The 19,493-nt window shown below is 70.4% G+C and carries 20 protein-coding genes and 1 pseudogene; 10 read left to right on the top strand and 11 right to left on the bottom strand.

Annotated features, from left to right (window positions below; genetic code table 11):
• The first annotated feature begins 427 nt into the window (after positions 1-427).
• On the top strand, positions 428-1,108 hold the full coding sequence (locus ACFP2V_RS30600) for an HAD family hydrolase (RefSeq protein WP_381218549.1): 681 nt from the start codon (positions 428-430) through the stop codon (positions 1,106-1,108).
• A gap of 318 nt (positions 1,109-1,426) precedes the next feature.
• On the opposite strand, the gene ACFP2V_RS30605 is transcribed toward ACFP2V_RS30600, so the two are convergent.
• From ACFP2V_RS30605 to ACFP2V_RS30620, 4 genes are all read right to left on the bottom strand, one after another.
• Positions 1,427-2,836, bottom strand: a complete 1,410-nt coding sequence (locus ACFP2V_RS30605; RefSeq protein ID WP_381218550.1) for a phytoene desaturase family protein — start codon at positions 2,834-2,836, stop codon at positions 1,427-1,429.
• A 169-nt stretch (positions 2,837-3,005) separates the two neighbouring features.
• Positions 3,006-3,851 (bottom strand): inositol monophosphatase family protein, encoded by an 846-nt coding sequence (locus tag ACFP2V_RS30610; protein ID WP_381218551.1) that lies wholly within the window; start codon positions 3,849-3,851, stop codon positions 3,006-3,008.
• Positions 3,852-3,952: 101 nt separating this feature from the next.
• Positions 3,953-5,809, bottom strand: coding sequence for a gamma-glutamyltransferase family protein (locus ACFP2V_RS30615; protein WP_381218552.1), 1,857 nt, complete (start codon positions 5,807-5,809; stop codon positions 3,953-3,955).
• 60 nt (positions 5,810-5,869) lie between these two features.
• A complete protein-coding gene (locus ACFP2V_RS30620; protein ID WP_381218581.1) occupies positions 5,870-7,006 on the bottom strand; it encodes a phospholipase D-like domain-containing protein in 1,137 nt (378 codons plus the stop codon).
• Positions 7,007-7,300: 294 nt separating this feature from the next.
• On the opposite strand from ACFP2V_RS30620, the gene ACFP2V_RS30625 reads away from it, so the two are divergent.
• From ACFP2V_RS30625 to ACFP2V_RS30635, 3 genes are all read left to right on the top strand, one after another.
• Positions 7,301-7,543 carry a DUF6411 family protein gene (locus ACFP2V_RS30625; RefSeq protein WP_381218553.1) on the top strand — a complete coding sequence of 81 codons (243 nt, stop codon included), beginning with the start codon at positions 7,301-7,303 and terminating at the stop codon, positions 7,541-7,543.
• 135 nt (positions 7,544-7,678) lie between these two features.
• Positions 7,679-7,954, top strand: coding sequence for a hypothetical protein (locus ACFP2V_RS30630; RefSeq protein ID WP_381218554.1), 276 nt, complete (start codon positions 7,679-7,681; stop codon positions 7,952-7,954).
• The gene (locus ACFP2V_RS30635; protein WP_381218555.1) at positions 7,903-8,034 is read left to right on the top strand and encodes a zinc-binding dehydrogenase; all 132 of its coding nucleotides are present in this window, start codon (positions 7,903-7,905) and stop codon (positions 8,032-8,034) included. The genes ACFP2V_RS30630 and ACFP2V_RS30635 overlap by 52 nt, the downstream gene beginning before the upstream one ends.
• Before the next feature lie 351 nt (positions 8,035-8,385).
• Here ACFP2V_RS30635 and ACFP2V_RS30640 read toward each other — a convergent pair whose 3' ends face one another.
• Positions 8,386-8,964: a TetR/AcrR family transcriptional regulator gene (locus ACFP2V_RS30640; RefSeq protein WP_381218556.1), complete on the bottom strand. Its 579-nt coding sequence runs from the start codon at positions 8,962-8,964 to the stop codon at positions 8,386-8,388.
• 68 nt (positions 8,965-9,032) lie between these two features.
• Here ACFP2V_RS30640 and ACFP2V_RS30645 point away from each other — a divergent pair, with 68 nt between their 5' ends.
• Complete coding sequence (locus ACFP2V_RS30645) at positions 9,033-9,503, top strand: SRPBCC family protein (protein ID WP_381218557.1); 471 nt, start codon at positions 9,033-9,035, stop codon at positions 9,501-9,503.
• Between the two features lie 93 nt (positions 9,504-9,596).
• On the opposite strand, the gene ACFP2V_RS30650 is transcribed toward ACFP2V_RS30645, so the two are convergent.
• The gene (locus ACFP2V_RS30650) at positions 9,597-9,770 is read right to left on the bottom strand and encodes a hypothetical protein (RefSeq protein WP_381218583.1); all 174 of its coding nucleotides are present in this window, start codon (positions 9,768-9,770) and stop codon (positions 9,597-9,599) included.
• A gap of 22 nt (positions 9,771-9,792) precedes the next feature.
• A pseudogene (locus ACFP2V_RS30655) lies at positions 9,793-10,080 on the bottom strand (hypothetical protein); the annotation flags it as partial.
• Between the two features lie 214 nt (positions 10,081-10,294).
• On the opposite strand from ACFP2V_RS30655, the gene ACFP2V_RS30660 reads away from it, so the two are divergent.
• The 4 genes from ACFP2V_RS30660 (at position 10,295) to ACFP2V_RS30675 (ending at position 13,495) form a co-directional block, all read left to right on the top strand.
• On the top strand, positions 10,295-11,110 hold the full coding sequence (locus tag ACFP2V_RS30660) for an SAM-dependent methyltransferase (RefSeq protein ID WP_381218558.1): 816 nt from the start codon (positions 10,295-10,297) through the stop codon (positions 11,108-11,110).
• A gap of 127 nt (positions 11,111-11,237) precedes the next feature.
• The gene (locus ACFP2V_RS30665; RefSeq protein WP_381218559.1) at positions 11,238-12,302 is read left to right on the top strand and encodes a lipoate--protein ligase family protein; all 1,065 of its coding nucleotides are present in this window, start codon (positions 11,238-11,240) and stop codon (positions 12,300-12,302) included.
• Between the two features lie 239 nt (positions 12,303-12,541).
• Positions 12,542-13,207 carry a hypothetical protein gene (locus ACFP2V_RS30670; RefSeq protein WP_381218560.1) on the top strand — a complete coding sequence of 222 codons (666 nt, stop codon included), beginning with the start codon at positions 12,542-12,544 and terminating at the stop codon, positions 13,205-13,207.
• Between the two features lie 33 nt (positions 13,208-13,240).
• Entirely contained in the window at positions 13,241-13,495 is a 255-nt protein-coding gene (locus tag ACFP2V_RS30675) for a hypothetical protein (RefSeq protein WP_381218561.1), read from the top strand.
• 92 nt (positions 13,496-13,587) lie between these two features.
• On the opposite strand, the gene ACFP2V_RS30680 is transcribed toward ACFP2V_RS30675, so the two are convergent.
• Positions 13,588-14,709: a ferredoxin--NADP reductase gene (locus tag ACFP2V_RS30680; RefSeq protein WP_248844158.1), complete on the bottom strand. Its 1,122-nt coding sequence runs from the start codon at positions 14,707-14,709 to the stop codon at positions 13,588-13,590.
• A gap of 342 nt (positions 14,710-15,051) precedes the next feature.
• Here ACFP2V_RS30680 and ACFP2V_RS30685 point away from each other — a divergent pair, with 342 nt between their 5' ends.
• Positions 15,052-15,963 (top strand): TetR/AcrR family transcriptional regulator, encoded by a 912-nt coding sequence (locus ACFP2V_RS30685; RefSeq protein ID WP_169796132.1) that lies wholly within the window; start codon positions 15,052-15,054, stop codon positions 15,961-15,963.
• A gap of 12 nt (positions 15,964-15,975) precedes the next feature.
• On the opposite strand, the gene ACFP2V_RS30690 is transcribed toward ACFP2V_RS30685, so the two are convergent.
• From ACFP2V_RS30690 to ACFP2V_RS30700, 3 genes are all read right to left on the bottom strand, one after another.
• Positions 15,976-16,764 (bottom strand): glucose 1-dehydrogenase, encoded by a 789-nt coding sequence (locus tag ACFP2V_RS30690; RefSeq protein WP_381218562.1) that lies wholly within the window; start codon positions 16,762-16,764, stop codon positions 15,976-15,978.
• 77 nt (positions 16,765-16,841) lie between these two features.
• Positions 16,842-17,516, bottom strand: coding sequence for a TetR/AcrR family transcriptional regulator (locus tag ACFP2V_RS30695; RefSeq protein ID WP_055628894.1), 675 nt, complete (start codon positions 17,514-17,516; stop codon positions 16,842-16,844).
• A 45-nt stretch (positions 17,517-17,561) separates the two neighbouring features.
• Positions 17,562-19,466 carry a flavin-containing monooxygenase gene (locus ACFP2V_RS30700; RefSeq protein ID WP_055628895.1) on the bottom strand — a complete coding sequence of 635 codons (1,905 nt, stop codon included), beginning with the start codon at positions 19,464-19,466 and terminating at the stop codon, positions 17,562-17,564.
• Positions 19,467-19,493 lie beyond the last annotated feature (27 nt).

A 19,493-nucleotide genomic window follows, 5' to 3' on the forward strand; every position in this document is an offset into this window, starting at 1 on the left:
CTGACCAGGCGCTCTCACCGACCGTCACCGATCAGGCCCATTCCTTCTGAATGCTTACGACGCCGCAGCGCCCCGGAAGGGGTGCCCACCAGGTGCGTTGACCTTATTTCAAGCACTTCGAGTTCTTTCTCCGCCCCGCACACGGGAGGCCGGCGGCCTCCGTCCGGGACATTCCCATGCACCCGAATTGGTGATTGCGGAAATCACGGCAGCGAAATTAACGTAATGGCTACGATGTTTTTGGGCTCGCCCGAAATCGACGATCCGCGTCCGCCGCAGCGCGCTCAGCAACGCCCGCTCGACGCCGACAGCCGTAGGGCATCGCCCGCCCCCCACTCATGTCCGCGAGTGGATCGCTTTCATCCCGACCCGCGCCTGCGCCCCGGGTATCGAACCGCTCGGCGCAGCCTCCGAGAACGGCAGTCGCATGACAGCTCATCGCATTCTTTCCTGGTCTCCCGCCGCCATCGTCTTCGACTGCGACGGAACCCTGATGGACACGGAACAACACTGGCAGGAGGCCCGGAGCATCACCTTCCGGGCGTTCGCTCTCAAACCGCCGGCCGGGTTCGCCGACCGGGCAAAGGGCATGCACTACACCGAGTGCGGCGCGCTCATGGCCGAGGAGACCGGAAAACCGGACCTCGTGGAGGAGCTGACCGACACACTCCTCAACACCTTCACCACACTGGTCGACGGGGACCCCGTCACCATGCCGGGCGCCGCCGCGCTGGTCCGGCTGGCCGCTCGCCACCTCCCTCTCGCCGTGGCGAGCAACTGCCCCCGCGAGGTGGTGGAGTCATGCCTCGACCGGGCCGGGCTCCTCAGTTGCTTCGGCCACGTCGTGGTCGCCGGCGAGGACGTACGCCCGAAGCCTCAGCCCGACGTCTACCGGGTGGCCGCCCGTCTCTGCGGCGTGCCGCCCGAGGAGGCACTGGCCGTGGAAGACTCCTTGACCGGCATGGAGTCGGCCCGCCGGGCGGGCCTGCGCGTCCTCGGCATCGGACCGTGCCCGCCGGGTCCGGAGGCGGAGAAGGCCGACCTGTGGGTCGCGAGCCTCGCCGACGGTGCACTGCTGTCGTGGGCCCGCAGCAGGATCGGCGCGTAGAGGGCACCGGCCCGCCCGGTACGCGGGCCGGCACGGCCCGGGTGCGTGGAGAAGGCCGTCCGCGGCCGGGAGAGCCAAGGAACGGAGTCCGGCTCAGGCGGGGGGACGATCAGCCGGTGGACGATCAGCCGGTGGAGAGATGAGGCGCCAGGTGGGTTTCCCCTCCAGGGTCTCCGGGCCGCCGCGGCGGTGGATCGCGCCGTTGACGCAGCCCCCGCCGAGCGACGCAGCCCCCGCCGAGCAGGGAGGAGTTGGCCGCGTCGACGATGGCGTCGGCGTGCTCGCGGGTGATGCCGCCGTGGGCGAGGGGGAGGGTGGTCAGGTCTGCCGCAGCCTCCTCCAGACGGCCTTCGCCGCGTTGTGCCCGGACATGCCGTGGACGCCGGGGCCGGGCGGGGTGGCCGACGAGCAGATGAACACGGCCGGGTGCGGGGTGGAGTACGGGAACAGGGAGAGCTTGGGGCGCAGCAGGAGCTGGAGGCCACTGGCCGCGCCGGAGCCGATGTCACCGCCGACGTAGTTGGCGTTGCGGGCGGCGAGTTGGGGCGGGCCCGCGGTGGCGCGGGCCAGGACGCGGTCGCGGAATCCCGGGGCGAAGCGCTCCAGTTGACGTTCCACGGCGTCGGTCAGGTCGCCGGTCCAGCCGCTCGGGACGTGACCGTAGGCCCAGAAGACCTGCTGGCCGGCCGGTGCCCGGGTGGGGTCGGCGACGCCGGGCTGCACGGTGATGAGGAACGGCGGGTCGGGGGCGCGGCCTTCCCGGGACGCGGCGCGCAGGGCGGCGCCGATCTCGGCACTGTCCGCGCCGACCTGCACGGTGGAGGCCCTGCGGGCCTCGGGCGCGGTCCACGGCACCGGGCCGTCCAGCGCGTAGTCGATCTTGAAGACGCCGGGGCCGTAGCGGTAGTTCGCGTAGTGGTTGCCGAAGCCGGCGATGCGGGCGAGGGCGGTGGGCGAGGTGTCGAAGACGTACGCGCGGGCCGGCGGCAGGTCGTCGAGACGCTTGACCTCGTAGTCGGTGTGGACCGCGGCGCCGAGGTCTTCCAGGTAGTCCGCGAGGGCGTCCGAGATGGCCTGGGAGCCGCCGCGGGCGACGGGCCAGCCGCGGGCGTGCGCGGCGAGGGCGAAGATCAGGCCCACGGCGCCGGTGGCGAAGCCGCCGAGGGGCGCCATGACATGGGCGACGAGTCCGGCGAACAGGGCCCTGGCCCGCTCGTCGCGGAAACGGCGTATCAGCCAGGTGGAGGGCTGCAGTCCGACGAGGCCGAAGCGGGCGAGACCGAGCGGGTCGCGGGGCAGCGCGGTGAGCGGCAGGGACATGAAATCGCGGGCCAGGGTGTCCCATCGGGGCAGGAAGGGTTCGACCAGGCGTCGGTACGGTCCGGCGTCGCGCGGGCCGAAGGAGGCGGCCGTCTCGCCGACCGACCGGGACAGCACGGCCGCCGTGCCGTCGAGGAAGGGGTGGGCCATGGGCAGGTCAGCGTGCAGCCACTCCAGGCCGTAGCGCTGCAGCGGGAGGGCCCGGAACGCGGGCGAGTTGATGCCCAGCGGGTGAGCCGCGGAGCACGGATCGTGCCGGAAGCCGGGCAGGGTCAGTTCCTCGGTGCGGGCGCCGCCCCCGACGGTGCCCTTCGCCTCGAACAACGCGACGGAGAAGCCGCGCCGGGCCAGCTCCGCGGCGGCGGTCAGTCCGTTCGGCCCCGCGCCCACCACGACCACATCGAGCATCGACACCACCTTCGGAACTCCTTCGTCGGCCGACGGCACCCGGAGGCAACCGGGAGACTCAGGATATGCCGGGCCGCCGACACTCCCCGCGGTCCGGGTCACCTCCGCCGGGCCCGGCGATCAGGCCCCGCCGGAACCCGGAGCTCCGGCTCCGCCACCGGCCTCGACGTCAGGCTCCGGCCGACAGCAGTCCCGCCACCCGGCGGGCCGTGGCCCCGTCGCGGGCCGTGGTGAAGGGGAGGTCGTTGCCGCCGGTGATACGGAAGGGCTCGCCGGCGCGGGTCAGGTGGGCGCCGCCCGCCTCCTCGACGAGGAGCAGGCCCGCCGCGTGGTCCCAGGCCGCTTCCCAGGTGAATGCGGTGGCGTCGGATTCGCCGCGGGCGATGGCGAGATACTCCAGCCCGGCCGAGCCGCAGGAGCGGGGGGCCACGCCGTCCGTCCTCAGCGCGAGGAGGGAGCGCTTCTGGTCGTCCGTCGTGAAGTCCGGGTGGGAGGTGGCCACGCGCAGGTCGCGGTCGGGGTCCGGGGAACCGGCGTGCAGCCGCACCCCGTCGAGGAAGGCACCCTGTCCCCGTACGGCTGTGGCGAGTTGTTCGCGGACGGGGGCGAACGTCCACGAGGCGTGGACGACTCCGCCGAGCGCGAGGGCGACCAGGGTGCAGAATCCGGTGTCGCCGTGCACGAACTGCCGGGTGCCGTCGACCGGGTCGACGATCCACACCGGCGCCTCGCCGCGTATCCCCTCGTACGACGCCGGGTTGGCGTGCACCGCCTCCTCGCCCACCACGACCGAGCCGGGCAGCAGGGTGGACAACGCCTCGGTGAGGTACAGCTCGGCCTGCCGGTCGGCGTCGGTCACCAGGTCGTGCGGGCCGGACTTGCGGTCGATCTCGTGGTCGGCGAGCCGGCGCCAGCGCGGCATGATTTCCTGGGCGGCGGCCTTGCGGACGGCGTCCTCCACGTCCACGGCGTGCTCGGCGAGAAACTCTTCGATGGTTTCGTTGTCCTCGATCATGTCCCCCATGAGAACATGCCCCACTGACAAACCCCACCCGTTCGGTGCACTCCAGGTGGTATCCGCATGAATATGGGTCCTCGGTTCAAGGGAGTATGGGCTCAGCGGCCCACGGCGTAGCCCTGCATACCGCGCGGATTCGCCGCCGCCGAGAGCACGCCCGTGGCCGGGTCCCGGGCGACCGCGCACAGCCTGCCCTCCGACCAGGCCTCGCCGACCGTCACCTCATGGCCCCGGCGCCGCAGCTCCCGCACCACCGCCGGATCCGTCCGGGACTCCACGGTGACGCTGCCGGGGCGCGTGCCGCGCGGGTAGAAGGAGCCGGGGAAGCTGTCGTGGTGCCAGTTCGGGGCGTCGATCGCGCCCTGCAGGTCGAGCCCGCCGCGTACCGGGCCGCGCAGCGCGACGGCGAGGAAGAAGTGCAGCTGCCACTGGTCCTGCTGGTCCCCGCCGGGCGTGCCGAACGCCATCACCGGCACCCCCTCGCGCAGGGCGACGGACGGGGTGAGGGTGGTCCGGGGGCGGCGTCCCGGCGTGAGCGTGTTGGGCAGTCCGTCCTCCAGCCAGGTCATCTGGAGCCGGGTGCCGAGGGGGAAGCCGAGTTCGGGCACGACCGGGTTGGACTGGAGCCAGCCGCCGCTCGGGGTGGCCGCGACCATGTTGCCCCAGCGGTCGACGACGTCCAGGTGGCAGGTGTCGCCGCGGGTGGCCCCGTCGCCGGAGACCTCCGGTTCACCCGGCACGGGGGACGTGGGGTGCTTGGCGACCGTCGGCTCGCCGACGCCCGGCACGACGGCGCCCCTCCCCCGGGCCCCCGCGTCGTGCGGGCCGCCCGCGCCGGCGGCCGCCGCGCGCGCCTGCGCGCTCAGTCGCGGGGTGCGCCCGCCGGGACTGCCGGGCCGTAGCGCGTGCGAGGCCCGGGGTCCCACACGGGTGCGCCGCTCGGCGTTGTACTCCGCCGACAGGAGGTCGTCGAGCGGCACTTCGGCCGCGTCCCCGTACCAGGCCTCCCGGTCGGCCATGGCGAGCTTGCTGCCCTCTATCAGCAGATGCGTGTAGTCGGCGGAGCCGTACGGGGGCAGTTCCGGCGGGAGCAGGGCGAGCTGCTGGAGCAGGACGGGGCCCTGACTCCAGGGGCCCGCCTTGCACACGGTCCAGCCGTTCCAGTCGTACGTCGCCGGGGTCTCGTACGTCGCCGACCAGCCGGCGAGGTCGGCGGCCGTCAGCGTGCCGGTGCGGTGCTCGCCGCTGGTGTCCAGGGTGGGCCGCCCGGCCTGCCGGACCAGCGCCTCGGCGATGAAGCCGGTGCGCCACACCTCCCGCGCGGCGTCGATCTGCGCCTCCCGGCCGCCCGCGCCGGCGACCTCGTCCAGCAGGCGCCGCCAGGTGGCGGCGAGGGCGGGGTTGCGCAGCAGCTCGCCGGGGCGGGGCGCCCTGCCGCCGGGCAGGTACACCTGCGCCGAGGAGGTCCACTCCGTCTCGAACAGCTCCCGTACGGTCTCGACGGTCCCACCGACGTTCTCCACGGGCGCGTGCCCGTGTTCGGCGTACCCGATGGCGTACCGGAGGACGTCGGCGAGGGAGCGCGTGCCGTGGTCGCGCAGCAGGAGCATCCAGGCGTCGAAGGCGCCGGGCACAGCGGCGGCGAGCGGTCCGGTGCCCGGGACGAGATCCAGGCCGAGCGCCCGGTAGTGGGCGGCGCTCGCCCCGGCCGGTGCGACGCCCTGCCCGCACAGCACCCGCACCTCGCCGCCCGCGGGCGCCAGCAGGATGGGCACCTCGCCGGCCGGTCCGTTGAGATGCGGCTCGACGACGTGCAGCACGAAGGCGCCCGCCACGGCAGCGTCGTACGCGTTCCCCCCACCCTCCAGGACGGCCATGGCCGACTGGGACGCCAGCCAGTGCGTGGACGACACCATGCCGAAGGTGCCCTGAAGGGTGGGGCGGGTGGTGAACATACGGGCTCTCACCTCACTGTTTCCGTGCATCGGTCGGACCGGTCGGCGCTCCCCCGGACGTCACAGGAACCGGCGTATGGGCAGAACTGCCTTCTCGCGTGCCCGCTGCAGCAGCGACCGTCTCCCCCATTGTCCTTCCCGGATCGGCTCACTGACCGTCACGTCCTTGTCGAAATGGGCGTCGAGGGTGCCGGTGAACTCCTCGTCGAGGACGGCCAGCATGACCTCCTCGTCGTGCTCGAGGGAACGCCGGTTGAAGTTGGTCGACCCGATGAGCGCGGCCGTTCCGTCCACGGTGATGACCTTCGCGTGCAGCATCGTCGGCTGGTACTGGTAGATCCTCACGCCGCAGGCCAGCAGGTCCTCGTAGAAATGCTGTCCGGCCAGCCGGCAGACCCGTTTGTCGGTGTACGGCCCAGGCAGCAGGATCTCCACCTCCACACCGCGCCGCGCCGCCTGGCACAGAAGTTCCATGAAGTAGGCGTCCGGTGAGAAGTAGGCGGTCGTGAGCCGGAACCGCTCCTCGGCCGACTCGATCATCACCTGCATCAGGGTCTGCATGTCCTGCCAGCCGAAGCCGGCCGAACCGCGCACCACCTGCACCACCGCGTTCCCCTGGGGCCGGTGTTCGCCGAACCGGTCATGGCCGTCGAAGAGTTCGCCGCAGCACTCGGCCCAGTTCTGTGCGAACGCCGCGGCGACACCGTCCACCGCCGGACCACGCACCTCGACATGCGTGTCGCGCCACTCGCGCTCGTCGCGGGCATCGCCGCACCACTCCTCGGCGATGCCCACTCCTCCGGTGAACGCCACGCGCTCGTCCACGAGCAGCGCCTTGCGGTGGCAGCGATGATTCTGCTTGAGCGGCGAGAGCGCCATCGGCTGCCGGAACCAGGCCACGTGCACGCCGGCTTCGCGCATGTCCTCCAGCAGGTCCTTCTCGATCGTGCGACTGCCGAACCCGTCCAGGAGCAGCCGGACCCGCACGCCGGCGCGGGCCCGCTCCGCCAGGGCCTGGGCGAACTGCCGGGCGATGTCGCCCTTCCAGTACACGAACGTCATCATGTCCACCGTGTACGCGGCGGACCGCACGCTCTCCAGCATCGCGGGGAAGATCTCGTCACCGTTCCGCAGGGCGACCAGGGCATTGCCCTCCGTCGCGGCGATGCCGATCAGCCGCTCCAGCCTGCGACGCATCCGCAACGCGCGTTCACCGGCGGACCGGCCGGCGGACGCGACGGACGCAGCGGCCGGGGTGTGCTGTGGCACGTCTTCGGGGCTCATCCATTCTCCGGCCGGCACACGAGGAAGCTCCGTACTGTCCGTCCTCGTCCGGCGGAGGTCGGCACAGCAGGGCGACGACGACGGGCGGCACACCCCGGGAAACGGTCACCGGGTCGGCTTTCCACTCGCCGAGCGAGCCCCGGGGCCACGTATATCCCCCGTAGGCGAGGGCAAACGGCAGCTACGTCATAGTCGTTGGAGGTAATCGTGGCGATCATCGGAATTGTCGCGCTTTGTATCGTTATCGCCGTACTGGCATTCCTCGCGCCCCGCCTGTCCCGCGGACCCGAACGCGGCACACAGCGGGCCCTGGGCTTCGGCTCCCGCGCGGGAGGAAAGGCACCCGGGCCCCTGGGGCGCCTGTTCAGCAAGCCGTTCCGCAGCAGCTCGAAGGCCGTGGGCCGCAGTGGTTCCGCAGGTCGCCGCACGCGCGGCCGCCTGCCCTTCTGAACCCGGCGGTCCTCGCCCACCGGGCCGCCGTCGACGCGTGCGGACACCTGCCCGCCACGGCTTTCACAGCCTGCGACCGGCCCCGCCCCCGACCCCGGCCGGCCTGTCCTCAAACAGGAAGAGCCGGAATCCCTGGTGGCGATCAAGGCCGAGATCGAACGACGCTGGGGCACCATCGACCTGCTGGACATCCTGAAACAAGCCGATTTCGGCACCGATTTCATCGCCGAGTTCACCTCGGTCGCCACCAGGGAGAACCTGTCGAAGGACGTGCTGCGGCGCCGGACCATGCCCGCATCCGGGCAGCAGAGCGCGGTATGCGGTCGGCCTTCCTGTTGGCGCAACCCGACCATGCCGGGATGCGGGCCATCGCCGAACTCGCCGAGCCGGGGGAGCTGCGGGCCCGTGTGAGCACGGTGCTGCCCCTGGCCCAGGCGGCCAAGGCCCATGCCCTGGCGAAGGACGGCACACCACCGGCAAGACCGTCCTGACCGTGACCGCACAGCACTTGGGGCGTCACTCACCTGGAAGCGCGGAGCCTTCCCTGACACGGCTCCACCCCTCTCCTGGGCCTGAACGCGCTGTTGGGTGACGGCCCCGTGCGGACTCGATCAACAGCAGTCCCCCGAGGCGATGTCCGGAGCCGCCAACGACGGTCACCACCCAGGACCTCGACCGCTGCCACCCGCTGGCCCACCGCGGCAGAGACCACCGCACCGAGACGGCCACCGCCGTCTGCGGCCCCTGCGGAACAGGAACCGATTGCGTGTCGATGTCACGAGAACAGGTGATCCAGGGACTTGGTCCGGGCGAGGTCCTTCGCCGACGGCGATCGTCGTGGGTCAGCGGAGGCGGGTGCGGGCGTCGGTGAAGAAGAGGTCCGCAGCGGCGTCGACGGCGACTCGGTCGCCGGTGGCCAGCAGGTCGAGGAGGAGGCCGCGGGCTACCGCGATACCGAGTCGGGCTTGAGCGCGGGCCGTGGTGTCGGGGAGTCCGTGACGCCGGCCCAGTTCGGCCATTGGCTCCAGCCAGGAGTCGATGACGCCGTCCAGCAACTGGGTGGTGCCGGGACGGCGTTGCAGGGCTTGACCGTACATCTCGAAGAACAGTCGCTCGTAGGGATGCAGGGCGGGGTCGGCGATCCGCTGCCAGAAGGCGCGCATCAGGTCGAGGGGAGTGGCGTGCGGGTCGACGTCGAACTCGGTCAGCAGCTCGATGAACATCGCCTGTTGCCGGGCCTCCACCTCCCCGATCACCTCGACCAGGAGCTGCTCCTTGGAACCGAAGTGATACAGCAGCATCCGGTGGCTGGTTCCCACCTGCACGGCCAGCTGCCGCAGGCTCAGGTCGGCGGCTCCGTTGGCCGCCATGTGTTCGATGACGGCGGCCAGCAGCCGTTCCTTTGGTCCTTCTCGATTCACCGAGGTCCACCCTTTACATCGCGCGTACCACATGGTACATGTACCGACTGGAACAGAAGGGGGATGGGATGCCCACACAGCACATCCACTTGGCCGCCGACACGACCGCCGAGCCCTCCGTCGTCTATGCGCTGCTCCGGGACGGCACGAGTTGGCCCACCTTCTCGCCGTTGGGCTCGTTCGAGCTGGCCGAAGCGGGGGTGGACGGCGCCGAGGGCCTGGGGGCGGTGCGGATCTTCCGGACGAGAATCGGCGGCCGGACCTACACCAGCAGAGAGAAGATCGTCGAGCTTGTCGAGGATCGTCGTTTCAGCTATGTGCTCCTGACCGGTCTGGCCGTCCGCGGCTACCGCGCCGACATCAGCCTGGAGCCGACCGGCGCGGGTACTCACATTCGCTGGCACTCCACGTTCGACGCGAAGATCCCCGGCACTGGCTGGCTCTACCGCCGCATGATCACCAAGACGATCGCCGGTATCGTCACCGGACTGGCCTCCGCGGCCACGACCCGAGCCAACGCAGCGGACCGCCGCCGCTGACGACCGGCCCGTCCAGCGTCCATCCCGCCAGGTGGCCGTCGCATTGCCTGCCACGGCAAAGAGGAGATCAAGAGGTCTCCACCACCGTCCCGGTCACGGCGGCGTCGGCGTTCTCGGCTCCAGGTGGTCCCTCTGCTGCGGCAGGCCCGCCTCGCTCACCCCGTCCCGCGAGCCGCGCAGGCACTCGCCGTCCACCGCCACCGCGCTCGCCTTCTCCTCGAACACCCGCAGGAGGGTCTCCAGGCCGCCCAAAAGCGCCGCCTCCACGACTTGGCCGATCGTGGCGGAACTCGGCGTGGGCGGCGGCCTCACCGTGGACTCCGGGGCAGTCCTCGTGGCGCGCGATCTCCCTGTCGTTCCTGTCCAGGACGAGGGCGCCGGTGCGCTTCTCCTCGGTGCCCACGGTGCCGAGGAGTTCACCGTTGCTCAGCTCGACGGCCACGCCGTGGTGGGGTTCGGCGAAGGTGTGGGTACGGCCCTCTGGCTTGCCGCCGACGACGAGGCCCGCGGGGTCGAGGACCTCCACACGGCCGGTGCCGTCGGTGAGCAGGACGGTCTTGCCGGCGTGCCGCACGACCCGCCTCGTCGTCGTCCTGTTCGCGCCGGAGCCGTACCTGGCCTGCACGGCTGACGCGACCGGCGTGGCGCGGAATCCGCCCGCCCGCACCCCTTCGGACAAACGACCGGAGAGACGAACTGAAGTGCGCGACAACACTGTTGGGACGTAAGTTGTGGTGCAACACTCCTGCTGGCTGAACACGCCTGCCTCGGCTGAGAGACGGACCGTACCCATGAGCGACCCCGAGACGACGCCCGGAACCGCCGCAGACCAGAAGATCGACACCTCGGTGCCGCATTCGGCCCGGATCTGGAACTACTGGCTGGGCGGCAAGGACAACTACCCGGTCGACGAGGAGGCCGGCGACGCGTACACCAGCGTCTTCCCCGGCATCGTGACCATCGCCCGCAGCAGCCGGGCCTTCCTGCAGCGCAACATCACCTATCTGGTCGCCGAGGCCGGCATCCGGCAGTTCCTGGACATCGGGACGGGCCTGCCGACCGCCGACAACACCCATGAGGTCGCCCAGCGCATCGCCCCGGAGAGCAGGATCGTCTACGTCGACAACGACCCGATGATCCTGGCGCACGCCCGCGCCCTGCTCTACTCCACTCCCGAGGGGGCGACCGCCTACATCGACTCCAACGTGCTGGACCCGGAGCGCATCCTGGCCGCCGCCACCGCGACACTGGACTTCTCCCGCCCCACCGCCCTCATACTCAGCAACATCCTGGGCCACATCGCCGACCACGACGAGGCGCGCTCCATCGTGACGCGGCTGATGGACGCGCTGCCGTCCGGCAGCTACCTGTCCATCAACGACGGTTCCCGGGGCGTCGACCCGGAGTTCGAGCACGCCCAGGACGGCTACAACAAGAGCGGCGCCGTCCCGTACAACCTGCGTACCGCCGACGAGATCACCTCGTTCTTCGACGGCCTGGAGCTCCTGGAGCCCGGCGTGGTCTCGGTCACCCAGTGGCGACCGGATGCCGACGCACCCGACGCGCCGGTCATCGCCGAGCACGGCGGCCTCGCCCGCAAACCGTGACGCCCTGACGGGCCACGGGCCCCTGCGGCCCGTGGCCCGGACCCGCGCGTTCCCACCGGCTCGCCCGCGGGAACACCCCGACCGCTTCCGGTGTTGATCCCTTGCGACGGGACGAAAGGCGGAGACGGTGCACGGTGAGTACAAGGTCCCCGGCGGCAAGCTGGTCGTCGTGGACGTCGAGGTGACGGACGGCGTCCTGCGGAACACGCGGGTCGCGGGCGATTTCTTCCTCGAACCGGACGAGGCGCTGGACGCCGTGAACCACGCCCTGAACGGCGCCCCGGCGGACATGGACGCGGCCGGTCTCGCCGCGCGGATCGACGCCGCGCTTCCCGAGGGGACCGTGATGTACGGGCTGACCTCGGCGGGTGTCGCCGTCGCGGTGCGCCGCGCGGTCGCCCGCGCCACCGACTGGTCGGACTACGACTGGCAGCTGATCCATGAGGGCCCGCAGCCCCCGGCTCTGCACATGGCGCTGGACGAGGTGCTGACGGCGGAGGTCGCCGCGGGACGCCGTCCGCCGACACTGCGGGTGTGGGAATGGGGCGGTCCCGCCGTGATCATCGGCAGCTTCCAGTCGCTGCGCAACGAGGTCGACCCGGAGGGAGCCGAGCGGCACGGCATCGAGGTGGTGCGCCGCATCTCCGGCGGCGGCGCGATGTTCGTGGAGCCCGGCAACACCATCACGTACTCGCTGTCCGTGCCGGAGTCCCTGGTGCAGGGCCTGTCCTTCCAGGACAGTTACGCCTATCTCGACGACTGGGTGCTCGGCGCTCTCGGCGACATGGGGATCAGAGCCTGGTACCAGCCGCTGAACGACATCACCACCGACCAGGGCAAGATCGCCGGCGCCGCCCAGAAGCGGATGGTGGGCCCGCACGGCGGCCCCGGCGCGGTGCTGCACCACGTGACGATGGCCTACGACATCGACGCCGGCAAGATGCTCGACGTGCTGCGCATCGGGCGGGAGAAGATGTCCGACAAGGGCACCGGGAGCGCCAAGAAGCGCGTCGACCCGCTCCGCCGGCAGACGGGCCTGCCCCGCGAGACGGTCATCGAGAACATGATCGACTCCTTCCGCGCCCGGTACGGCGTGTCCGGCGGCAAGGTGACCGACGAGGAACTGACCCGCGCCCGGGAACTGGCACGCACCAAGTTCACGACCCCTCAGTGGACCGCCCGCGTGCCCTGACCCACCCGGCGGCCCGCTCCGCGCCCATCTGCCGGCCGATGTCGTGACGCCGCCTCGACGCCTCAAATCGCCTGAAACCAGGGGAAGTACGGCAAAGCGCCACCCCCTCGCAACACTCCCCTGTCACCCCGCGCCTACGGAGCGAGTTCGCACTTCCGCCCCACCGGGAAGCATGTGAGACTGGCGTCCCGTCCGCAGTGCGGGCACCCTTCCGCACCGACCCCCACGAGAAGTGCGCCGTGCGTTCCTTTCCTCTGCCGATAGCCCTGACCGCGCGCCTGTCCCCGGTGGTCGTCCTCGCCGCGGCGGGCTGGGCCCTGTCGTCCGGATCGTCCTCCGCGCCGCAGGCCGCCGAGAAGAAGCCGCCGGAGACGACGGCGTCGCAGTCCGCCTCCGCCCCGTCGACGACGGCCGCGCCGAAGACGTACACCGCCGCTCCCGCGCCCTGCGGCAGCATCGCCGAGAAGACCGTCAAGTCCCTTGTGCCGGGGGCGAAGGCGGCCGGCAAGGAGATCAAGTCCACCGACTCCGCGCTGCGCCGGACCTGTTCGTGGAACGCGCTCGACGGCTACGAGTACCGCTGGCTGGATGTGTCCTTCGAGGTCCTGCAGTCGGACGACGCGGCCGAGAAGTCGTACCAGGGGCGGTTGAAGGACAGGAGCGGCGGAGGCGCGGTCCCCGGACTCGGTGACGCCGCGTACTCGGTCGTGGACCTCACCACCGAGGACGAGCAACAGACCCGGGAGGGCGTGGTGGTGGCCCGCGCCTCCAACGCGCTGGTGGTCGTGACGTACAACGGCAGCGACTTCGAGTCGAAGAAGGCCCCCTCCACGGACGAGATCAACAAGGGCGCCATCAAGGCCGCCAAGGAAGCGATGGCGGCCCTGCTGGCGGGCAAGGAGTAAGTCCCGGCCTCCCTCCAGGGCTCGATGGCATCCATGGTCCAGGTTGTGCAGCTCGCCCTGGGCGCGGTCGTTCCCGTCGTGCTGTTCGCCATCATGAACGGCCGCGGGGTGACCGTGGTCCAGGGCGCCGTCCTCTACCGCGAGTCGGGGGTGACCACCGGCTTCGTCGTGCTGGCGGCGGTCGCCGCGCTCGCCGGGATCGCCGCCCGGTGGCTGCCGCACGGGATGGGTCACCAAGCGGAGCTTCCGCTGCCGGCGCCGTCGCAGGTGCTTGCGGCGGAGGCCTGACACGGGTGCTCGGCTGAGAGCACGGCGTCCCCATGGCCGTTGACCGTTGCCGGCTCGCCTGCCTGGTGCAGGCGAGCCGGAGCCCGCTCACATCAGAACGCGATCTCGATCGGGCCCGCATCGGGGCGTGACTGGCATCCGAGCACGTAGCCTTCGGCCAGGTCGGCCGGGTCCAGGGCGTCCGACTCGGACATCAGCACCTTGCCGGCGACCACCACGCACGCGCAGGAGCCGCACTCGCCCGACCGGCAGGAGTACGGGACGTCGACCCCGCGGTCCAGGAGCACGTCGACAAGCGTCCGATCCATCGGCCAGTCGAACCGGTGGGCCTCTCCGGCCAGGTTCACCACCGTCTCGACGGAGGGTCCCGTGGAGCCCGTCGGGGTCGGGCGTGCGGCGAACGGGTCGCCGGAGAGCGATGCGAAGACCTCTTGGTGGTGGCGTTCCGGTGGGAGGCCTGCCTTTCGGATCCCCTCGTTCACCATGTTCATGAATGGCGCCGGTCCGCAGACGAATGTCGCACAGGACGGGTTGTCGGCCGCGATGGTGGCAATGTCCTCGAAGGACGGAAAGCCCTGGTGATCGTCGAGCCAGTGGACAACCCTCAGACGGTCGTCGAAGGCGGCCTCGAATTCTTCGAGTTCACGGCGAAAGATGATCGAGGCGTGATCTCGATTGGCGTAGAAAAGAATCACCGAGGACTGGGATCGGTGCAGGGCGGTCTTCAAGATCGACATGATCGGCGTGATGCCACTGCCCGCCGCGAACAGCAGCAGGTCGTCCTCGTCGCCGTCGAGAGTGAACCGGCCCGAGGGGGGCAGGACGGTGATCGTGCTTCCCTGCGCGAGGTTGTCGCACAGCCAGTTCGATCCGTACCCGCCGACGGTTCGCTTGACGGTCACCTTCAGGTCGTCGTCGATGCCGGGGGCGCTCGACAACGAATACGACCGGGCGACGTGTCCTGTGCGGTCGCTCGGAATGCGAAACGTCAAGAACTGACCGGACCGATACGCGAAGAGTTCGCGGAATGCGTCCGGACACCGCAGCACGATCGACTTCGAGTCCGGGGTCTCCTGGATCACGTCGACGACGATCAGTTCGTGTCCGATCACAGGTGCGGGTGAGGCGATCGAAATCGCCTCCGCACTCTGGGCTGGTCCCATGGGAATCCCTTCGTCGATGCCCTCCGCGAGCCGGTGGGCGATGCCGGGCAACACCCAAGGGCGCGCCGCTCGGCGCAATCGCCGTCACAGCGATGCTCGCCGATGTTAAGGTAGCCACTGGCTACAGCAGCGTCAACCGAGACCGGCTGCTGTGAGGAATCAAGCCATGCGGATCGCAGAGGGGGCTGCGCACCGGGGTCGGCCCCGCCGAGCGACGGCGCTCACTTCCGACACTTTCGACCTACGTCAGGACGAGGTTCTGAGAGCATGCTCAACATGAAAGACGGGAGCGAGGCCTCGGCCTCCCTTGATGATGTCTGGACAACGCCAGAGGTGGCAGACTTTCTCAAGATCAGTCGCCAGGCGATCAATCGGCGCGTCCGGAGCCGAAAGATGCTGGGCTACCCCGGTCGCGGAGCAACCTTGTTCCCGGTCTGGCAGTTCGATCCGGAGAACGGCGAGGCCCGCCCTGAGGTGGCGGAGTATCTGGCGGCCTTCGCGGAGGACTTCGACCCGCAGGACATCGCCCGGTGGTCGATCACGGGCGTCGGCGCGTCGGGTCGGACGCCGGCCGAACTGCTGATCCGTTCGGAGACCAGGGACGAGGCGCTTCGGTTGGCCGAGGCCTACGCTCCCCTCCCGGTCGAGGAGCGCACCGCCCCGGCTGTCGACCCCCACGTCAAACCCACCGGCAAGGACATCGACGAGTGGATGCCGTCGCCGGACGAGATGACCGGCGCGCAGCACGCCATCCTGCTCGCCGCTGCCGATCTCTTCTCGCGCAAGGGCCCCGCGAGCGTGTCGCTGCGCGAGGTCGCCGCCGCCGCGGACGTGTCCTACGGCCTGATCCACCGGTTCTACCGCACCAAGGAGAACCTCTTGGTGGCGGTGATGGAGCTGCTCGTCTCCTACTACGGCGAACGGCTGTCCAGCGAGCGTGACATCTACGCCGCGATCGACAACTCATTCGGTTCGGACGTCGACGCGGGACAGTTCGGCCGGATGCTGGCATGGTCGATCCTCGAAGGCATCCGTCCCGACCGCCTGATCGGCACGGCCCGTTCACGCGGCTACCGTTCACAGATCGACGCGCTGTGGGAGAACCCGACCGCGCCGGAGACGCGCGAGGAGTTCGACGCGAACGTCGTGGCGTCCCTGGTCGCTCTCATCGGCTCCGTGTGGGACCTGTACGAGCCCTATCTCGCGGAGCTGGCGAACAATCCGGAGCACAGTCGTGACGACGTGCGCCGGGAAGTCACCGACATCCTGAAGGTCCTTGTCCACGCGACGCGTCCGCGCAGATAGGGCGGTCGCGTGTCACTGGCCCATGACGTACTTGACGGTGGGGCCGGCGGTCCAGCCGCCGTCGACCGCCAGCTCGGCGCCCGTCATGTAGGAGGCGACGTCGGACAGCAGGAAGACCACGGCGGCCGCGATCTCCTCCGGCTGGCCGACGCGGCCCATGGGGGTGTTGGGGTAGTTGCCGTCGCCGGACTGGATGCCGGTCTCGGACGTCATCGGGGTGTAGGTCATGCCGGGGTGCACCGAGTTGACGCGGATCTTCGAGGTGCCGAGCTCCACGGCGGCGAGCTTCGTGAGGCCGCGCACGCCCCACTTGGAGGCGCCGTAGCCGGCCGTCAGCGCCAGCCCGATCAGGCCGGCCGCGGAGGAGATGTTGACGATCGAGCCCGCGCCGCGCGTGCGCAGCGCCGGCACGGCGGTCTTCATGCCGATGAAGACACCGGTGAGGTTGATGTCGAGGACCCTGCGGAAGTGCTCGACGCTCTCCGCTTCCATGAGCGTCCCGGTGGCGATGCCGGCGTTGTTCACCAGGCCGTCGAGCCCGCCGAACTCGGCTGTCGCGAAGTCGACGGCCGCCTGCCACCCGGCCTCAGAGGTGACGTCCAGCCGGACGAAGCGGGCGCGGTCGCGCAGCTTCGCGGCGGTCTCCTGGCCCTCCTCCTCCAGCAGGTCGGCGATGACGACGTTCGCGCCGGCGGCGACGGCCTGGCGGGCGACCTCGACGCCGATGCCTCGGGCTGCGCCGGTGACCAGGACGGTCTTGCCGGTCAGGTCGATGCCGGGGGTGGTGCTGGTGGTGGTCATGTGCAGGTCTCTCTCACTCGGGTGTCCTGACGAACGAGCACGGGGGCCGACCGGCCTCTCGCCCGCCGTCGCGGAGGTCATGGGGTCGGCGGTGACGCGAGCAGAGGGGCCCGCAGCAGCGCCGTGGTGGTGGCGGCGAGGTCGTCGAGGAAGAAGCGCTCGCCGGTGAGCGGGGTCCTGCCGTCCAGGTACTGGCGGGCACGGTCGGCGAGCGCTGCGCCGATGACGGTCAGCGCCAGGTCCAGGCGCTCCAGGCGGACCGGTTCGTCGAGCCGGTAGCGCCGGGCCAGGAGGTCGGCGATGCCGGTGAACAGCTCCCAGTAGGGGGTCCCGACGAGAAAGGGGTGCGGCGTGCCGGTGCGCACGCCGCTCTCGCGACTGGACTGCGCGTTGATCAGCAGCCCGTACCAGCCGCGCTCCTGGGCCAGCTCGGTGGCCTCCGTCTCCACCAGCAGCGTGACGGCCTCCGCCAGGGGGTCGGCCTCACCGTCGGATGCCCGCGCGCGGTCTGCCTGCCGCGCGGCCAGCCGCTCGGTGAGGACGCGGTCGACCCGCTGCTGTCGGGCGCGCATCACGGCCTCGAACAGCCCCTCCCGGGAGCCGAAGTGGTAGTGCACCGCCGACGGGTTGCTCTGACCGGCCAGCCGGACGATGTCGCGCAGCTGGGCCGTGTGCACCCCGTCCACGGCGAACAGCCGCTCGGCCGCGCGCATCAGCTTGTCCTTGGTGTCGCTGCCCGCGCTGGTGGTCATGGAGGCAAGTTTAATGCTGCCCATTATTAATGCAGCTGCGGGGGCCTACTGCTCGACCGCCGGGGTGAAGTGGAAGTGGGAGTCCTCCGGGCCCGCGCACATCTCGTAGAACTTCTCGCCGTTCCACGGTGCACTCATCTGCAGCCGGCCGAACGCGTTGACGTAGTAGTTCTTCTCGATCGCGGAGCTCGGCGAGAGGTAGATGAGCTTCTGCGCCTCCTCGTGCAACCGGTCGTTGAAGTCCTCGAAGACGTCCTGGCGAACCGCCATCGCCGAACGGCCGTGCTCGATCATCCCGACAATGCACTGGGCGATGTAGCCGGTCCAGATCTCGAACCACACGGGCAGTCCAGATCCGCTCGCCACCGGCTGCGAGTTGGGGCCGTAGAGCATGAACAGGTTCGGGAACCCCGGGACGGTCATGCCGAGATGGGCCTGGGCCCCCCGAGCCGCCCAGACGTCCTCCAGCGTCGCGCCGTCGGGACCGTGGTACTGCGTCGGCCAGATGTACTTCTCGGTCTGGAAGCCGACCGCGGCGATGACCAGCTCCGCGTCGCGGGCCCGGCCGTCGGCCGTGACGATCGCGGTCCCGGTCATCCGGTCGATCGGGGTCGTGACGAGCTCCACGTTGTTCCTGGTCAACGAGGCGTACCAGTGGTTGTCGACGACCGGTCGCCGGGTCATCGGCGGGTAGTCCGGAACGAGTCGGTCGATGAGGTCCTGCCGCCCGTCGACCTGGTGGGAAATGTAGCCGACCAGGAGCTCGCGCAGCATGTCGTTGCGCTCGCTGACGGCGCCGCCGTTCGCGATCCACTCCTCGTCCGGCATGAGCACGTTGCGCAGGTCGATGGTGCCCAGTCCGGCGGCGTACTTGTTCCAGTTCCAGTAGTACGGCATGTGCTGGATCAGCCACTGGAGCTCCCCGGCGATCGGGGCCCCGTAGTGGGCGCGCGGGGAGATCCACTGCGGCGTGCGCTGGTAGACGGTCACCGACTCGGCCTTCTCGGCCACCTTGGACAGCAGCTGGACGCCGGTCGACCCGTTCCCGATGATGGCAACCTTCCGCCCGGCGAACTCGACGTCGTTGCTCCACCGGGCGGTGTGCACGATCTCTCCGGTGAAGCCGGAGGCCCCCTCCACCGGCAGGTCGCGCGGCGTCGCGAACACGCCGCTGGCGGCGACCACCACGTTCGCCGTGACGTCGGCGCTGGAGTCCTCGCCGTGCACCGTCAGCGTCCAGCGCTGCGTCGCCCCGTCGAAGCGGGCGACCTGGACGTCGGAGCCGAACCGGATGTGCTCGTGGACGCCGTACTTGCGCGCGACGTAATCAAGATAGGCGCGGACGTCCGCCTGCCGGGCGAAGTACTCGGTCCACGGATACTTCTTCTCGAACGAGTACTCGTAGCTGAAGCTGAGCGTGTCGACGCGGACGTCGGGGTAGGTGTTGATGCTCCACACGCCGCCGACCTCGGCGCGCCGCTCGTAGATCGTGAACGGGACACCCAGCTGGGCGAGTTGGACGCCCATGGCGATGCCGGCGAAGCCGGCGCCGACGATCGCCACGTGGTAGTCGTGCGGGGCCCTCTTCTCCCCGGTCCACTGCGCCTGGAAGGGCATGTCGGTGAAGGCCGGGATGTGGTGGCGCATGATCAGGTCGTCGGGGCCGAGCTCGCGCGCCTCGGCCATCTGGAGCAGGTCGACGATCTCCTCCCGCGACGGGACGGGGAGCGCGGCCTCGTCGGGCTCGGTGAGCAGGTAGTCGACGGCCTTCGCCCGGATGAGCGCGATGTCGTCGGGGGAGAACACGACGGTGTCGCCGACCGGGCCGAACGCGCGCTGCGGAGTGACCGCGGCGATCTCCGGATCGCGGGTTGCCTGGTAGAGCGCCATTCGCAGGGCGTTCACATCCGCGCACTCGACGGCGCACTCCAGGTAGTTGCGTGATGGCATGGGGCCCTCCTCTTGATCTGATGTCTG

The sequence above is a fragment of the Streptomyces incanus genome, from assembly GCF_042656345.1.
GTDB lineage: Bacteria > Actinomycetota > Actinomycetes > Streptomycetales > Streptomycetaceae > Streptomyces > Streptomyces incanus.

Bases quoted from the DNA above. Each gene is read 5' to 3' on its own strand.
- ACFP2V_RS30600 (WP_381218549.1), top strand. From the start codon at position 428: ATGACAGCTCATCGCATTCTTTCCTGGTCTCCCGCCGCCATCGTCTTC.
- ACFP2V_RS30605 (WP_381218550.1), bottom strand. From the start codon at position 2,836: ATGCTCGATGTGGTCGTGGTGGGCGCGGGGCCGAACGGACTGACCGCC.
- ACFP2V_RS30610 (WP_381218551.1), bottom strand. From the start codon at position 3,851: ATGATCGAGGACAACGAAACCATCGAAGAGTTTCTCGCCGAGCACGCC.
- ACFP2V_RS30615 (WP_381218552.1), bottom strand. From the start codon at position 5,809: ATGTTCACCACCCGCCCCACCCTTCAGGGCACCTTCGGCATGGTGTCG.
- ACFP2V_RS30620 (WP_381218581.1), bottom strand. From the start codon at position 7,006: ATGCGTCGCAGGCTGGAGCGGCTGATCGGCATCGCCGCGACGGAGGGC.
- ACFP2V_RS30635 (WP_381218555.1), top strand. From the start codon at position 7,903: ATGCGGGCCATCGCCGAACTCGCCGAGCCGGGGGAGCTGCGGGCCCGT.
- ACFP2V_RS30645 (WP_381218557.1), top strand. From the start codon at position 9,033: ATGCCCACACAGCACATCCACTTGGCCGCCGACACGACCGCCGAGCCC.
- ACFP2V_RS30660 (WP_381218558.1), top strand. From the start codon at position 10,295: ATGAGCGACCCCGAGACGACGCCCGGAACCGCCGCAGACCAGAAGATC.
- ACFP2V_RS30675 (WP_381218561.1), top strand. From the start codon at position 13,241: ATGGTCCAGGTTGTGCAGCTCGCCCTGGGCGCGGTCGTTCCCGTCGTG.
- ACFP2V_RS30685 (WP_169796132.1), top strand. From the start codon at position 15,052: ATGCTGGGCTACCCCGGTCGCGGAGCAACCTTGTTCCCGGTCTGGCAG.
- ACFP2V_RS30690 (WP_381218562.1), bottom strand. From the start codon at position 16,764: ATGACCACCACCAGCACCACCCCCGGCATCGACCTGACCGGCAAGACC.
- ACFP2V_RS30695 (WP_055628894.1), bottom strand. From the start codon at position 17,516: ATGACCACCAGCGCGGGCAGCGACACCAAGGACAAGCTGATGCGCGCG.
- ACFP2V_RS30700 (WP_055628895.1), bottom strand. From the start codon at position 19,466: ATGCCATCACGCAACTACCTGGAGTGCGCCGTCGAGTGCGCGGATGTG.